Source organism: Hydrogenophaga sp. FG152, from assembly GCF_057809615.1.
Window position 1 is genome coordinate 113,731 of the sequence record NZ_JBMDKH010000011.1, and the last position, 14,362, is coordinate 128,092.

14 protein-coding genes are annotated in these 14,362 nt (G+C 69.3%); 12 read left to right on the top strand and 2 right to left on the bottom strand.

Features of this window, described 5'->3' with window-relative positions; all coding sequences use genetic code 11:
* Positions 1-2 precede the first annotated feature (2 nt).
* Positions 3-1,163 (top strand): acyl-CoA dehydrogenase family protein, encoded by a 1,161-nt coding sequence (locus ACODTB_RS14790; protein WP_291112700.1) that lies wholly within the window; start codon positions 3-5, stop codon positions 1,161-1,163.
* A 66-nt stretch (positions 1,164-1,229) separates the two neighbouring features.
* Positions 1,230-1,871 (top strand): response regulator transcription factor, encoded by a 642-nt coding sequence (locus ACODTB_RS14795; protein WP_291112698.1) that lies wholly within the window; start codon positions 1,230-1,232, stop codon positions 1,869-1,871.
* A gap of 18 nt (positions 1,872-1,889) precedes the next feature.
* Here the strand turns inward: ACODTB_RS14795 and ACODTB_RS14800 are convergent, their stop codons facing one another.
* The gene (locus ACODTB_RS14800; protein WP_488929437.1) at positions 1,890-3,239 is read right to left on the bottom strand and encodes an esterase-like activity of phytase family protein; all 1,350 of its coding nucleotides are present in this window, start codon (positions 3,237-3,239) and stop codon (positions 1,890-1,892) included.
* Between the two features lie 173 nt (positions 3,240-3,412).
* Here ACODTB_RS14800 and ACODTB_RS14805 point away from each other — a divergent pair, with 173 nt between their 5' ends.
* The 6 genes from ACODTB_RS14805 (at position 3,413) to ACODTB_RS14830 (ending at position 9,466) form a co-directional block, all read left to right on the top strand.
* A complete protein-coding gene (locus tag ACODTB_RS14805) occupies positions 3,413-5,167 on the top strand; it encodes a hybrid sensor histidine kinase/response regulator (protein ID WP_291112694.1) in 1,755 nt (584 codons plus the stop codon).
* 118 nt (positions 5,168-5,285) lie between these two features.
* Positions 5,286-6,227, top strand: a complete 942-nt coding sequence (locus ACODTB_RS14810) for an alpha/beta fold hydrolase (RefSeq protein ID WP_291112692.1) — start codon at positions 5,286-5,288, stop codon at positions 6,225-6,227.
* Positions 6,221-7,108 (top strand): patatin-like phospholipase family protein, encoded by an 888-nt coding sequence (locus ACODTB_RS14815; RefSeq protein WP_291112690.1) that lies wholly within the window; start codon positions 6,221-6,223, stop codon positions 7,106-7,108. Before ACODTB_RS14810 ends, ACODTB_RS14815 begins: the two co-directional genes overlap by 7 nt.
* A gap of 10 nt (positions 7,109-7,118) precedes the next feature.
* The gene (locus ACODTB_RS14820) at positions 7,119-8,063 is read left to right on the top strand and encodes a hypothetical protein (RefSeq protein WP_291112688.1); all 945 of its coding nucleotides are present in this window, start codon (positions 7,119-7,121) and stop codon (positions 8,061-8,063) included.
* Between the two features lie 26 nt (positions 8,064-8,089).
* On the top strand, positions 8,090-8,428 hold the full coding sequence (locus ACODTB_RS14825; protein WP_291112686.1) for an SEL1-like repeat protein: 339 nt from the start codon (positions 8,090-8,092) through the stop codon (positions 8,426-8,428).
* An 87-nt stretch (positions 8,429-8,515) separates the two neighbouring features.
* Complete coding sequence (locus tag ACODTB_RS14830; protein ID WP_291112684.1) at positions 8,516-9,466, top strand: PDR/VanB family oxidoreductase; 951 nt, start codon at positions 8,516-8,518, stop codon at positions 9,464-9,466.
* Here ACODTB_RS14830 and ACODTB_RS14835 read toward each other — a convergent pair.
* Entirely contained in the window at positions 9,463-10,386 is a 924-nt protein-coding gene (locus tag ACODTB_RS14835; RefSeq protein ID WP_291112682.1) for a LysR family transcriptional regulator, read from the bottom strand. The two genes, ACODTB_RS14830 and ACODTB_RS14835, sit on opposite strands and share 4 nt — an antisense overlap.
* A gap of 148 nt (positions 10,387-10,534) precedes the next feature.
* On the opposite strand from ACODTB_RS14835, the gene ACODTB_RS14840 reads away from it, so the two are divergent.
* From ACODTB_RS14840 to ACODTB_RS14855, 4 genes are read left to right on the top strand one after another with little or no spacing between them, the layout of a single operon-like run.
* The gene (locus ACODTB_RS14840) at positions 10,535-11,401 is read left to right on the top strand and encodes an ABC transporter ATP-binding protein (RefSeq protein WP_488929438.1); all 867 of its coding nucleotides are present in this window, start codon (positions 10,535-10,537) and stop codon (positions 11,399-11,401) included.
* Positions 11,398-12,219 (top strand): ABC transporter permease, encoded by an 822-nt coding sequence (locus ACODTB_RS14845; protein WP_291112680.1) that lies wholly within the window; start codon positions 11,398-11,400, stop codon positions 12,217-12,219. Before ACODTB_RS14840 ends, ACODTB_RS14845 begins: the two co-directional genes overlap by 4 nt.
* Before the next feature lie 47 nt (positions 12,220-12,266).
* Positions 12,267-13,268: an ABC transporter substrate-binding protein gene (locus tag ACODTB_RS14850; RefSeq protein ID WP_291112679.1), complete on the top strand. Its 1,002-nt coding sequence runs from the start codon at positions 12,267-12,269 to the stop codon at positions 13,266-13,268.
* A 17-nt stretch (positions 13,269-13,285) separates the two neighbouring features.
* Positions 13,286-14,353, top strand: a complete 1,068-nt coding sequence (locus ACODTB_RS14855; protein ID WP_291112677.1) for an aromatic ring-hydroxylating dioxygenase subunit alpha — start codon at positions 13,286-13,288, stop codon at positions 14,351-14,353.
* The last annotated feature ends 9 nt before the right edge of the window (positions 14,354-14,362 follow it).

Genomic DNA, 14,362 nt, shown 5'->3' on the forward strand with positions numbered 1-14,362 from the left:
CCATGTCCCTCGACGCCGAATCCTTCGACATCCTGCTGCCCACCCTCCAGCGCTTCGTGGCCGAGCGCCTCGTGCCGGCCGAGAGCCACCTGGAGGAACACGACGAGGTGCCGGCCGACCTGGTCGAGGACATGAAGGCGATGGGCCTGTTCGGCCTCACGGTGCCCGAGGAATACGGCGGCATCGGCCTGTCGGTGAGCCAGGAAGTGCTGGTCAACCACGAACTCGGCCGCACCGCGCCGGCCTTCCGATCGGTGTTCGGCACCAACATCGGCATCGGCTCCCAGGGCATCCTGATCGACGGCACCGCCGAGCAGAAGGCGCGGTACCTGCCCCAGGTGGCCAGCGGCGAACTGATCATGTCCTTCGCGCTCACCGAGCCCGATGCCGGCACCGACGCGGCCTCGCTCAAGACCCGGGCCGAGCCGGACGGTGACCACTATGTGCTCAACGGCACCAAGCGCTTCATCACCAACGCCCCACGCGCCGGTGCCTTCACCCTCATGGCCCGCACGGGCGGGCCGGGCGCCGGTGGCATCTCGTCCTTCATCGTGCCGGCCGACACCCCCGGGCTCAAGCTCGGCAAGAAGGACAGAAAAATGGGGCAGCGCGGCACCCAGACCTGCGACGTGATCCTGGAGAACGTGCGCGTGCCGGCCACCAACATCATCGGCGGCGTACCCGGCCAGGGGTTCAAGACCGCGATGAAGGTGCTCGACCGCGGCCGGCTCAACATCTCGGCCGTCTCCTGCGGCCTGGCCTCGCGCATCCTGGACGAATCGCGCCGCTACGCGCGCGACCGCAGGCAGTTCGGCAAACCCATCGGTGAATTCCAGCTGATCCAGGCGATGCTGGCCGACAGCCAGGCCGAATGCCTCGCGGGGTGGTCGCTGGTGAAGGAGGTGGCCCGGCTTTTCGAGCGCAAGCCGGTCAACGTCTCCGATCCGGACATCTCCATGCGGGTCGCATGCGCCAAGCTCTTCGCCACGGAAATGGTGGGCCGCGTGGCCGACCGGGGCGTGCAGATCCATGGCGGCGCCGGCTACATCAACGAGTATCCGGTCGAGCGCTTCTACCGCGACGCGCGCCTGCTGCGCCTGTACGAAGGCACGACGCAGGTCCAGCAACTCATCATCGGCCGCGAACTGCTCCGCCAGGACTGAGCGGCCCGCGCGGTTCCTGCACGCGCTGCCCAGCGTCGGCGCGCGCATTGCGAAGACGGGCCGGCCTTGCGCGCGCAAGATGCGGGGGTGTGCCTCGATGCGTCCCCCATCACGATCCTGATCGCCGACGACCACGCGCTGGTGCGCGATGGCATGCGCGGCCTCGTGGCCGGCCTGCTGGGCGAGGTGGTCTGCCTCGAAGTGGGCGACGGCGATGCGCTGATGCGCGCCGCGCGGGCGCAACCGATGGCCGGTCTGGCCCTGGTGGACCTGAACATGCCCGGCATGGAGCGCGGCTTTCGCCTGGCCGAGCTCGCGCACCGCCACCCGGGCCTGCCGCTGGTGGTGATCTCCGCGCTGACCTCGCCCGACGTGGTGCGGCGCACGCTGGAGATTCCCAGCGTGCACGCCTTCGTGCCCAAGAGCGCGCCCTCGGCGCAGATCCTGGCCGCGATCGGAGCGGCGCTGCAGGGCCGCAAGCTGCCCTTCGCGCACCGCTCGCCCGAGGCGCGCCGGCCCGAAGTGGTGCTCACGCCGCGCATGGAAGAGGTGCGCCAGCTGCTGCGCCAGGGCATGAGCAACAAACTCATCGCGCGCACCCTGGGCATCAGCGAAGGCACGGTGAAGAACCACATGAGCGAGATCTTCAAGGCGCTGCAGGTGTCCAACCGCACCCAGGCGGCGCAGCTCGACGCCGACCGCCTGTGAAGCCCGCTCGGCCGGCGCTCAGCGCGCCGACAGGAAGTCGCCCACTTCGAGCAGCACCAGTTCGTTGTCGTCCGCCTTGTTGGGGTCGCGGCTGCTGGAGAACGGCAGGTTGTTGTCGTTGCCCACCACGATGTGCCGCGCATCGACGATGTCCACGTTCTCGATGGTGAAGAACGGGAAGGTCAGCACGCCGTTGTTCAGCGGCTTGCGGGCCAGCTGGTTCGGGTCGGCGATGTTCATCAGGTCGATGTAGCCGATCTTGCGCAAGGGGCCGCCCACGCTGGCCTCGTTCAGCTCCACCTTGTAGACCCGCTTGAACCTGGCCAGGTCGTGGAAGCAGTCGGCGCGCTTCGTGGCTTGCGGGCAGGCCTTGTCGGCCGTGCCTTCGCCGTTGTCGCGCTCGATGATCAGGCCTTCGGTGGGGCTGATCATGTTGAAGTCGCCGATGGCGTGGTGGTTGGCTTCCAGCAGGTACTTCCAGTGGCGGCCGGTCCACTGCTCCGTCTTCACGTCGAACTCCAGCACGCGCAGGTACTGCTTGCCGTCGATGGCTTCCGGCGCTTGGGCGGCCTCGTCCCACACGGCCCCCTCCAGCAGGGGGTAGAGCTTGCTGCCGTCGGGCGATGAGGCCATGCCCTCGAAGCCCTTGGAACGGCGCACCTGGAACTTCACCTCGCCGCCCTGCGCGCCAGGCGTCTTCACCGCCGGGTGGTCGGGCGAGACCACGGTCTTGCCATCCACCTGGGTTTCGTAGACCGCCTTCACGCGGCCCTTCATGTCGGCCTTGATCAGGTAGGGGCCGAACTCGTCGCCGATCCAGAAGTGGCCGTCCGCGATCTGGAAGCTCTCGGTGTCGAGGTCCGAGCCCGTCAGGTAGCGCTGTACCGTGCCCTCGTGCACGATGCGAAAGGGCACCTTCTTGTCGGGGTCGTGCAGGAACACGGTGCCCAGGCGCTTGAACTGCCCGCTCTTGAAGTCCACCCGGTAGTGGTTGAGGAACAGCATGAAGTCGGGCGAGTTGGCCTTGGCGCCGGCGCCGTTGTCCGTCAGCAGCCAGTAGCTGCCATCGGCCATGCGCTTGATGCCCGAGTGGCCTTGAACGGGTTGACCCTTGAAGGGCAGCGAGACCCCCGTGGGCCGGCCGGCGGACAGCCCTTCCACGCTGCCGATGGCCTCGACGCGGCGGTCGGTGGTGAACTTGCCGCTGACGCGCAGTTCGGCCGGCGCGTCCTTGGGCGCTGGGATCAGGGTCTGCGCAGGCAGCAAGGCGTGCCCGGCGAGGGTGGCCGGGTAGGCGGTCTGGGCCTGGGCGGAAAAACCCAGGCCGGCGACGGCCAGGGCGAGCAGGGCAGGGGAGTGCAGTTTCATGAGAGGGTGCCTTCGTTGTATTCAATGGATGCGGATCGGGGCCGAGCTTGCCGCCCTGCCATGACAGCGATGCGACCTTTTGATGACAGTGTGTTGACGGCCTCGCACGCCCTGCCAGGCGTTGGCGCGCGCATTGCGAAGACGGGCGGCCCGCCGGTGCGCAAGATGTCGGCATGCACCGGGACGCCCTTTCCCCCCGCGCGGGCCGGGACGATCAGCCCGACCCCGAGGACAGCGCCCACACGGTGGCCTCGCTCTGGGCCTTGCGCGCCTGCGAGCTGCTGTGCGCGCTCATGTTCGCCACCGCCTTGCCCTGGCAACAGCCGGCCGCGTGGTTCTCGGTCATCGCGGGCATGGGCCTGCTGCGCTGGTGGCACGTCAACCGCCCGGCGTTCCGCGCCCTGCCCAAGGCGCGCCGCCAGCGCGCGTACCGCCTGTACATGTGGGTGCTGATGGCCTTCGTGGGCAGCGCCTGCTGGTTCCTCTACGTGCCCGACAACGTGCCCATGCTCGCGGTGCTCATGAGCTACTTGCTGGGCAATGCCACGCTGATCGCGGTGCGCCTCACGGGCGATGTGGTGCGCACCACCATCGCGCTGTGCCTGGCGGTGCTGCCGACCTCGGTGCGCCTGATCGTCGATGGCCTGGGCGGCCACACGCTGCTGGTGCTGATGGGCATCGGCGGCCTCCTCATGACCATCACCATGGTGTTCCTCTCGCGCGCGCAGGAGATCGGCGTGATGCGCCAGGTGGAGCAGCGGCGCCGCGCCGAGGCGGCAGCCGACACGATCGCGGCGCTGGGGCTGGCGAAGTCGCGCTTCTTCGCGGCGGTGAGCCACGACCTGCGCCAGCCGGTGCACGCCATCGGCCTGTACCTCACGCCGCTGGTGAGCCTGGCCGAGCGCGCGCAGGACCGCGCGGCCCTGCGCGCCATCGACGGCATCGGCCAGTCGTGGCGCGCGCTCGACGACCTGCTGTCGCAGGTGCTGGACCTCACGCGCATGGACTCGGGCGTGGTGCAGGCCGAGCTGCGGCCCACCGAACTCGCGCCACTGGTGGCGAGCCTGGTGCGCCAGCACAGCGCCGTGGCCGAGGCGGCGGGCGTGCGCATCGTCGCGCTGGTGCGCCCCGAGGCCTTCGCGCTGGCCGATGGGCTGATGCTGGTGCGCGTGCTGTCCAACCTGATGGACAACGCCATCAAGTTCTCGCCCGCCGGGGCCACCGTGCTGGTGGCGCTGCGCTGGGGTGGCGGTGGGTGTTGGCGGCTGCAGGTGCGCGATGCGGGCCTGGGCATCGCGCCCGAGGCGCAGGCGCGCATCTTCGAAGAGTTCGTGCAGATGCACAACGAGGCGCGCGACCGCCGCCAGGGCCTGGGCCTGGGGCTGGCGATCGCGCGGCGGCTCGCGCTGCTGATGAACGGCGACATCGTGGTGCGCTCGGCGCTGGGGCAGGGCAGCTGCATGACGGTGAGCTTGCCGCGCGCCGAACCGCCACCCGAGGCCGCGCCGGCGCCGGCACACGAAGCGCATTCGATGCCGGGTGCGCTGCTGCCCTTGCCCGGGCACGCCGTGCCGTCGCCCGCGTTCGCGGTGGAGCGCGTGCTGCTGGTGGAAGACGACTCGCTGGTGGCCGGCGCCACGCGAGACCAGCTCGAGGGCTGGGGTCTGCAGGTCCTGCACGTGGAGACGGCGGCCGAGGCGCTGGCGCAGGCGGCGCATGGCGACGTGGCCATCTGCGACGTGCGGCTGCCGCACGCGGCCTCGGGCCTGGACCTCGCGCTGACCCTGCGTGAGCGGGGCCAGCGCGTGCTGCTCATCAGCGGCGAGACGCACGCGGCCTTGCGCGAATCGGCCGCGCGGCACCGCCTGCCGCTGCTGATCAAACCGGTGTCCAGCGCGCAGCTTCACGCGGCCTTGCAAGGGCTGTAGGTGCGTGCCCCTGCCCTTCGGGGCATGACCAATTTCACGTGGTTGCGCAGCGGGTGCGTCGGTAGATTCAAAACCCTGCCACGCCGTCCGTGTGGCGGGCCCGACCGAAGGAACCCCCATGAGACACCAGTTCTCGCCCGATCTCGAATCGCCCCACGCGCCCCCCGCCTTGGTGCCGAGCCCACGCCCGCCGCGCGTGGGCCGCTTTGCCGAAACGCGCGGCACGCCCTTGCTGCGCAGCGCCTACCGCTGGTTGTGCCGCTGCGCGCCCGCCGTGGCCGCGCGCCTGGCCTACCGCCAGCTCGCCACGCCACCGCGAGCGGCGCTCGGCAAGTGGCCGCTGGCGGTGCGCGAGCAGACGCGCCTGCGCCGCCTGCCGTGCGGCGCGGGTGAGCTCGCGGTGTACGAGTGGGGGCAGGGGCCGGCGGTGCTGCTGGTGCATGGCTGGGGCTCGAACGCCATGCACCTGGGTCGCATGGTGGGCCCGCTGTTGAACGCGGGCTTCCGCGTGGTGGCCTTCGATGCACCGGCACATGGGCGCTCGTCGGGCCACCGAACCGACATGGTGGAGTTCGCCAACGCCGTGGCGGCCGTGGCGCGCCACGCCGGTCCGCTGCACGCCGTCATCGGCCATTCCTTCGGCGCCGCGATGGCGATGTTCGCCGCCCGCGACTGGGGCATGGCCACCTCGCGGCTGGTGCTCATCAGCTCCTTCAACCACTGCAACTGGTTCGTCGAGATGTTCGCGCGGCACATCGGCCTCACGCCCGAGGTGCTGGGGCGCGTGCGCGAGCTCTTCGTGCAGCGCTACGGCGGCCGGCTCGACTGGGGGCGCATGTCGGTGCTGGAGATGGCGCGCCAGGCCGGTCTGCCCGCGCTGCTGGTGCACGACGAGACCGACGAAGAGATTCCGTTCGAGCACGGGCTCTCGCTCGCGGCCGCGATGCCCTGCACGCAGTTCAAGGCCATGCACGGCCTGGGGCACCACCGCGTGGCGCGCAACCCCGAGGTGATCCGCCGCGTGGTGGATTTTCTGGCCCAACAGGAGCCGTCATGCTGAGCGCCGCGTCCTCGTCGTTTCCACGCCGCCTGGCCCTGGTGCTGGGCAGCGGCGGTGTGCGCAGCATCGCCGCCCTGGGCATCGCCGAGCGCCTGGCGCGTGAAGGCATCCGGCCCGATCTGGTGGTGGGCTGCAGCTCGGGCGCGCTGTTCGGCGCGCAGGTGGCGCAGGGCCTTCACGGTGAAGAGGCCGTGCGCATGGCCACCACCCTGTGGTCGGCCGAGCTCACGCAGCAGCGCCGCTGGCGCGCCTACCTGCAACTGGTCGCGCCGAAACTCGCGGGCTTTGGCGAGGGCTTCGCGCTGCGCGACGACCGTCTGATCGCCGAGCGCATCGGCAACGCCTTCGGCGACACGCACCTGGAGCACCTGCCCACGCCATTGCGCGTGGCCGCCACCGACGCCGCCACCGGCCAGGCCGTGGTGCTCACGCAAGGCCGCCTGGTGGACGCGCTGCGCGCCAGCATGGCCGTGCCCATCCTGTTCCCCAGCGTGGCCATCGGCGGGCGGCGCCTGGTCGATGGCGTGCTCTCCGACCCGCTGCCCCTGGCGGCGGCGGCCGATGCGCGCGTCGTGCTCTCGCTCGGCTTCTTCGGCGGCCTGCCGCGCCGGGTGGACCGCGTCTCGCGCCTGGTGGCGCAGACCAGCACCACGCTCATCAACAACCTGATGCAGGCGCGCACCGAGGCCGCACAGGCCCGGGGGCAGAAGCTGATCGGTCTGGAGCTGGACCTGGAGCGCCCGGTCGGCCTGTGGGAGACCGCCGCCATGCCGGCCCTGTTCGAGGCCGGCTGGCGCGCGGCCGAGGCGCGACTGCTCGACATCGTGGCCGCGCTGGAGGCCGCGCAGGCGCCCGAGCGCGAGCTGACCTTCATTGAATGAACCCCTTCCCATGGAACTCAGACGCATGACCCACACCACCGTCCACACCGAGCGCTACGCCCATTGCATCGCCGCCTCGCGCCGCGTGCGCTGGGACATCGAGCACGACGTGATCCGCGCCCGCCGGCTCGACTTCGGCAAACCCTTCCTGCCCGACGGGCTCTCGCGCATCAGCCGGCTCGATTTCCTGAAACCCGCCGAGCAGCTGCGGCTGAGCCAGGTGCAGGGCCGCACCTACGCCAACATGTTCGGCTTGGTCGAGCGCTTCATCGGCATCCAGATGCTCTCGTGCAGCCGCCACCACTGGTTCGGCGACCAGGTCGCACTGGAGGCGCTGGTGCGCTTCACCGACGAGGAACTCAAGCACCAGGCGCTGTTCCGCCGCGTCGAGCGCCTGGCGGCGACGGGCATGGCCGAAGGCTACGAGTTCCTGCCCACCGCGAACGCCGTGGCCTCGCAGGTGCTGGAGGCCTCCACCTGGGCGGTGCTCGCGCTCACCTGCCACATCGAGCTCTTCACCCAGGTGCACTACCGCCAGAGCATCCAGCCCATGGAAGACATCGCCGGGCTCTACAAAGACGTGTTCCTCTTCCACTGGAAGGAGGAGTCGCAGCACGCCATCCTCGACGAGCTGGAGTGGGAGCGCGAACACGGGCGCCTCACGCCGCGCGAGCGCGACGTGGCGGTGGACGACCTGATCGGCCTGCTGGGCGCCATCGACGGCATTCTGCGGCAACAGGCCACCGCCGACGCCCGCTACTTCAGCGACACCAACCCGCGCCGCTTCGCGCCGGGGCAGGACGCCCGCCTCGTCGCCGGCCTGCTGGACGCCTACCGCTGGCAGTACATCGGCTCGGGCCTGCAGTCGCCGCGCTTTCGGCAACTGCTGGTGGCCATGACCACGACGCCCCAGCTGCAGCGCATCCAGGCGGCGCTGGCGCCGCTGTTGTCCTGATCCTTTTCACCCACCCGGAGATCCCCATGTCACACCCCCCCCTTCGCCGCGCCCTCTGCCTCGGTGCCATCCTGCTGGCCGCCGCCAGCCACGCCAGCGCGCAGCCCATCGGCATCGAGCAGGCCCACCATGCCCACCACGTCGGCGACTACGAACGATCGCTCGCGCTCTACGAACGGCTCGCCGCGCAAGGCGACGCCGAAGCCGCCGAACGCGCGGGCTACATGCTCATGCAGGGGCCGATCGCCTACGGGCCGCGCGTGCCGCGCGATGTGCCACGCGCCACGGCCTGGCTGGAACAGGCCGCGCACGCGGGGCGGCCGCACGCGCTCTTCCTGCTCGGCCTGGGCCACGGCACGGACTGAGCCGTGCGCAGGGCATGCGCTGGGTGGATGCGGCCCATGCGCCGTGCGCGCTTGTCGGGGACAGGGCGCGCTCCAGATACTGCGCGCATGAATCAGAACCTGTTGTTGAATGTGGTGGTCAGCGCCGTGTCGCGCCAGACCGACGAAGTGTCCTGCTTTGAACTGAGTGGCCTGGAGGGGCCCTTGCCCGTGTTCGAAGCCGGCGCGCACATCGACGTGCACACCGCCGCAGGCCCGCGCCCCTACTCGCTGTGCAACCTGCACGAGGCGAACGGCCCCTACGTGGTGGGGGTGAAGCGCGAGGCGGCCGGCCGGGGCGGTTCGCGCTGGATGCACGACACGCTGGCGGTGGGCACCCGACTGGTGATCGGCGCGCCCCGCAACCACTTCCGGCTGGTGCCGGAGGCGGCTCACCACTGCCTGCTGGCGGGTGGCATCGGCATCACGCCCCTGGTGGCCATGGCGCGCGAACTCGGGCGCCGGGGCCGCACTTTCAAGCTGGCCTGTTTCGCGCGCAGCCGCGCCCATGCGGCCTTTTTCGACAGCCTGCGGGCGGCACCCTGGGCCAGCTCGGTGCATTTTCATTTCGACGACGCGCCGGCGCAGCAGGTGGATCTGGCGGCGTTCTGCGCCGGCCAGCCCGAGGGCACGCACTTCTATGTGTGCGGCCCGGCGGGCTTCCTGGCCGCGGCCCGGCGCGCCACCGGTGAACGCCCCGGTGGGCAGGTGCACGAGGAGCGCTTCGCGGCCGAACCGCCGGCGAACCCGAAGGGGCTCGACCGCTACACCGTGGTGCTGGCGCGCAGCGGCCGCAGCGTGCGGGTGGAGGCGGGGCAGACCCTGCTGCAGGCGCTGCGGGGCGCGGGGCTGAACCCGCTCACCTCCTGCGAGGCCGGGGTGTGCGGCAGCTGCGTGACGCCCTACCTCGCAGGCCAGCCCGTGCATGGCGACGCCTTCCTCAGCGCGCACGAGCGGCAGCACCAGCTGGCACTCTGCTGCGCCGGGTCGCTCGGCGAGCGCCTCGTGCTCGACCTCTAACCCGCGCCCTTGAGGTCGAGCATCACCTGTTCCTTGAACCAGATGTGGTCCCGGTGGTGGTGCGTGCGCTCGTGCCAGTACAGGTAGACGTCGTAGGGCGGCAGCTCGATCGGCACCTCCACGGTGGCGAGCGCGAAGCGCTCGCAGAAGCGCCGGGCCAGTGACTCGGGGATCAGGGCCACCATGCCGGTCTTTTCGATCAGATACGGCACGGAGAGGTAACTCGGCGTCGTGAGCCGGATGTGGCGCGCCAGCCCGAGTTGGGACAGGGCCTTGTCGACCGCGTCGCCAAACGCGTGCACCGTCGGTTTGATCACGACGTGGTCGAGCGCGGCGAAGGCCTCGGGGCTGAGCGTCTGGGCGGCGGCCGCGTGGCCTTTGGCCGCAACGCAGGCCACGCGGTCGCGGAAGATCACGCGGTGGCGCAGGTCCTCCACCGCGGGCGGCAGCATGCCCACGCAGAAGTCGGCTTCGCCGCTCTCCAGAACCTGGTTGAGGTTGCGCGGATGCACCGGGTGGCAGACCGAGACCGAGATGCCGGGGTAGTTCTGCGCCAGGCGCGTGACCAGGGGGTCCATGAACACGCATTCCAGGTAGTCCGTGGCGACCACCCGGAAGTTGCGGCGGGCTGTCTCGGGGTCGAACGCGATGGCCTGCCCGAGCAGCTGGTCCATCTCGTGGAGGATGCGCAGCGCGAACTCGCGCAGCTGCATGGCCTTGGCGGTCGGCACAAGCCCGACCTGGGCCTTGACCAGGATCGGGTCCGAGGTCAGTTGCCGCAGCTGGCTCATGGCCCGGCTCATGGCGGGCTGGCTGATGTCCAGCGCATCGGCGGCGCGCGTCACCTGCGAGTGATCGACCAGCGCGACCAGGCACCGGAGCAGGTAGAAGTTCAGCGACAGATCATCTTTTTGGCGCATGGTTTTCATACACAGTCCGCATGGACTGGGGGTTGGCACATCGGGATACTAGTTCAACCTTGGCGCGGTGGCGCAAGGCACGAGAGTCCAGGGACATTCCAGGCAACACCGGTTCGAAGAGGCCGGTCACCCACGAGGAGCAACAGGTTTGGACACCGCAGTTTTGAACGCCTTGAACACCGCGAGGGCCGAGCTGCCCCGGTGCGATGGCAAGGGCCTCTACCACCGGGGCGCGCCGATCATCCAGGTCGACAACGTCAGCAAGCGCTATGCCAATGGCACGGTGGCCCTCGAACGGGCCCGGCTGGAGATCTGGAGCGGCGACTTCGTCACCCTGATCGGTCCCTCGGGATGCGGCAAGAGCACGCTGCTGCGCATCCTCTCGGGCCTGGGCGCGGTCACCGAAGGATCGATCCAGTGGTGGGGCGAGACCACCCCGGTGCTGGAGCGGCCCGACCAGAAGCTCGCCTTCGTCTTCCAGGACCCCACGCTGATGCCCTGGGCCCGCGTGTTCGAGAACGTGGCCCTGCCGTTGGAACTCAAGGGCACGCTGGACCGCGCCACGATCCGCCGCAAGGTAGAAGATGTGTTGAATCTGGTCGGTCTGGGGGCCTTCGAGCAGTCCTACCCGCGTGAGCTGTCGGGCGGCATGCAGATGCGCGTGTCGATCGCACGAGCCCTCGTCACCGAGCCCAACCTGATGCTGATGGACGAGCCTTTCGGTGCGCTGGACGAGATGACGCGCAACAAGCTCAACGACGACCTGATGCGCATCCAGCACGAGCGCAAGCTCACGGTGGTGTTCGTCACGCACAGCCTGCACGAGGCGGTCTACCTGTCGTCGCGCGTGGTGGTGATGGCGGCCCGGCCCGGGCGCGTGATCGCCGAAGTGGGCATCGACGCGCCTTTCCCCCGGGGCACGGCCTTCCGCCTGTCCGCGGAGTACCTGCAGTACATGACCCGCCTGAGCGCCGCGCTGGACGCGGCCAGCCGGGGCGAGGAGATCGCACCATGAAAAGCCCGGACATTTCCCGCAACGCCGCGCGCCAGGTGAACTGGGGCTCGAGCAAGCTGCCGGTGCTGGCCATCGGCGTGGGTCTGCTGGCCGTGTGGCAGCTGGTGGTGGTGGCCCTGTCGCTGCCGGTGTATGTGCTGCCGGGACCGATCGACGTGCTCAAGGCCTTGTACGCGGACTCGGACCTGCTCTTCACCGGCCTGCTGTTCACGCTGAAGGTCACGGTGCTGGCCTTCGCGGTGGCGGTGCTGCTGGGCGTGGCGATCTCGTTCCTGCTGTCGCAGAGCCGCCTGCTGGAACAGAGCGTCATGCCCTACATGGTGATCCTGCAGGTGACGCCCATCGTGGCGATCGCGCCGCTGATCATCATCTGGGTCAGCAACACCTTCGTGGCCCTGGTGACGATCGCCAGCATCACGGCGCTGTTTCCCATCGTCTCCAACATGACGCTGGGCCTGCGCTCGGTGGCGCCCAACCTGCAGAGCCTGTTCCGCATCTACCGGGCCTCCAACTGGCAGACCCTGACCCGGCTCAAGCTCAAGGCCGCGCTGCCCTACTTCTTCGCCGGCGCGCGCATCAGCAGCGGACTGGCGCTGATCGGTGCCGTGGTGGCCGAGTTCGTGGCCGGCACCGGCGGCACGCAGTCGGGGCTGGCCTACATCATTCTCGAATCGGGCGTGCAGCTGAAGGTGCCGCGCATGTTCGCCTCGCTGTTCCTGATCTCGCTCACCGGCATCGTGCTGTTCGCGCTGATGGTCTTCATCTCGAACCGCGTGCTGGGCGCGTGGCACGAGAGCACCGTCAAGACCGAGCACTGAGTTTGACCCGTTCCGTTTTCGACCCACCCCCCAACAGGAGTTCTCCCATGAATGTCCGATCGATTCTTGGTTCGGCGCGCGGCGCCCTGGCCGCCTGTCTCGTGTCGCTGACCGCCGTGGCGCTCCCCGCGCAGGCACAGGCCCCGCGCGAGGTCAACGTGGCGCTCAGTTTCTACGCCTCCGCCGAACACGGCGGCTACTACGCGGCGCTGGCCGAAGGCATCTACGAAAAACACGGCCTCAACGTGAAGGTGACGCAGGTGGGCCCGCAGGGCAACAACATGCAACTGATGGTCTCGGGCCGCATGGACTTCGTCAACGGCTGGAGCATGCGGGCCCTCAACGCGGTGCGCGAGGACATCCCGCTGGTGTCGGTGGCCGCCGTGTTCCAGCGCGACCCGCAGTGCCTGGTGCACCACCAGGGTGCGTACGCGAAGCTCGAGAACATGAAGGGCGCGCCGATCCGCGTGGCCCAGCTCGCGCGCGGCAGTTTCTGGCCCTGGCTGAAGGCGCGCCACGGTTTCGACGACAGCCAGCTGCGGCCGTTCGACACCAGCTACGCGGCCCTGCTGCAGGACCCCAGGATGGTGCAACAGGGCTTCATCACCAACGACGGCTTCCAGTTCAAGCGCCAGAACCTCGCCATGGACTGCCTGCTGCTGGCCGACGAGGGCTGGTCCAGCTACAGCTACACGATCGACACCACCCAGCGGCTCATCAAGGAGAACCCCCGGCTGGTGGCCGACTTCGTCAAGGCCACGGTGGAGGGCTGGCGCGCCTTCTTCAAGGACCCTGCGCCGGCCTCGCGCCTGATCAAGGCCAACAACCCGCAGATGAGCGACGAGCAGATCGCCTACGCCATGGCTCAGATGAAGCGCCATGGGCTGGTCGAGTCGGGTGACGCCTCGGGCGGCCGGATCGGCGCCATGAGCGATGCCCGCTGGGCGGCCTTCTACCAGGAGATGGTGGCCGCCAAGGCCCTGCCCGCCGGACTCGACCCACGCAAGGCCTACGACCTGCAATTCATCAAACAGCTGTACCCCCAATAACCGAGAGAGACACACCCATGCTGATCACCCAACAACCCATGTTCCGCCACTTCTGGTACCCCGTCATGCCGACCCACCTGCTGGACGCCGGCCACCCCAAGGCCTTCCGGCTGCTGGGTGAAGACATCGTGCTCTGGAAGGTGGGCGAAGGGCGCTACGCCTCGATGGAGGACCGCTGCTGCCACCGCACCGCCAAGCTCTCGATGGGCTGGCTGGAGAACGACCGCATCGTCTGCGGCTACCACGGCTGGGCCTACGACTGCACGGGCCAATGCGTGTCCATGCCGCAGAGCCCCGAGGCCCAGAAGATTCCCTACAAGGTGAAGAGCCACCTGACGGAGGTGCGCTACGGCTACGTCTGGGTCTGCCTGGAGCCCGATCCGATCAACACCATTCCGGTGCTGGAAGAAGACGGGGCGCCGGGCTTCCGCCTGATCCACGAGTTCTACGAACCCTGCCGCGCCACCGGCCTGCGCCTGATGGAAAACTTCTTCGACTTCTCGCATACCGGCTTCGTTCACAAGGGCACCTTCGGCAACATGGTGGACGCCAAGCCGCGCAAGACCGAGATCGAGGAAACCGAGCACGGCCTGGTGCTGCGTGGCGATGTGCCGGTGCTCAATGCCGACGAACACATCCAGCGCGTGGTGCGCGACAGCGGGCTGGAGTCGGTGCGGCACATGGTCAGCCAGTGGTACATGCCCTTCATGCGCAAGTCGCAGATCAACTACCCCAACGGCCTGATCCATTCGCTGGTGACCTCGGCCACGCCCATCGACGACGAGCGCTCCATGCTGTGCCAATGGATCTACCGCAACGACACGGAAGCCGAGGTCAGCGCGGCCGACTGCATCGAGATGGACCGCCGCATCACCAACGAGGACATCCTGATCCTCGAAGGGCTGGACCCGGACGTGCCGCTGGCACCCGCCCACGCCGAGGAGGCCCACATGTACACCGACCGGCCGGGCCTGGCGATGCGCCGGCGGCTGCTGAAGATGATGGAGGCGCGCGGCGAGAAGGAGGTGCGCACGCCGCGCAACCTGGCGCGTTTCGGCATCCGTGTCGAAACCGCCTCGGCGTGAAGGGCGCTG

Excerpts from the sequence above, each read along its gene's own strand:
- ACODTB_RS14790 (WP_291112700.1), top strand. The coding sequence starts at position 3 with ATGTCCCTCGACGCCGAATCCTTCGACATCCTGCTGCCCACCCTCCAG.
- ACODTB_RS14800 (WP_488929437.1), bottom strand. The coding sequence starts at position 3,239 with ATGAAACTGCACTCCCCTGCCCTGCTCGCCCTGGCCGTCGCCGGCCTG.
- ACODTB_RS14805 (WP_291112694.1), top strand. The coding sequence starts at position 3,413 with ATGCACCGGGACGCCCTTTCCCCCCGCGCGGGCCGGGACGATCAGCCC.
- ACODTB_RS14810 (WP_291112692.1), top strand. The coding sequence starts at position 5,286 with ATGAGACACCAGTTCTCGCCCGATCTCGAATCGCCCCACGCGCCCCCC.
- ACODTB_RS14815 (WP_291112690.1), top strand. The coding sequence starts at position 6,221 with ATGCTGAGCGCCGCGTCCTCGTCGTTTCCACGCCGCCTGGCCCTGGTG.
- ACODTB_RS14820 (WP_291112688.1), top strand. The coding sequence starts at position 7,119 with ATGGAACTCAGACGCATGACCCACACCACCGTCCACACCGAGCGCTAC.
- ACODTB_RS14825 (WP_291112686.1), top strand. The coding sequence starts at position 8,090 with ATGTCACACCCCCCCCTTCGCCGCGCCCTCTGCCTCGGTGCCATCCTG.
- ACODTB_RS14830 (WP_291112684.1), top strand. The coding sequence starts at position 8,516 with ATGAATCAGAACCTGTTGTTGAATGTGGTGGTCAGCGCCGTGTCGCGC.
- ACODTB_RS14835 (WP_291112682.1), bottom strand. The coding sequence starts at position 10,386 with ATGCGCCAAAAAGATGATCTGTCGCTGAACTTCTACCTGCTCCGGTGC.
- ACODTB_RS14845 (WP_291112680.1), top strand. The coding sequence starts at position 11,398 with ATGAAAAGCCCGGACATTTCCCGCAACGCCGCGCGCCAGGTGAACTGG.
- ACODTB_RS14850 (WP_291112679.1), top strand. The coding sequence starts at position 12,267 with ATGAATGTCCGATCGATTCTTGGTTCGGCGCGCGGCGCCCTGGCCGCC.
- ACODTB_RS14855 (WP_291112677.1), top strand. The coding sequence starts at position 13,286 with ATGCTGATCACCCAACAACCCATGTTCCGCCACTTCTGGTACCCCGTC.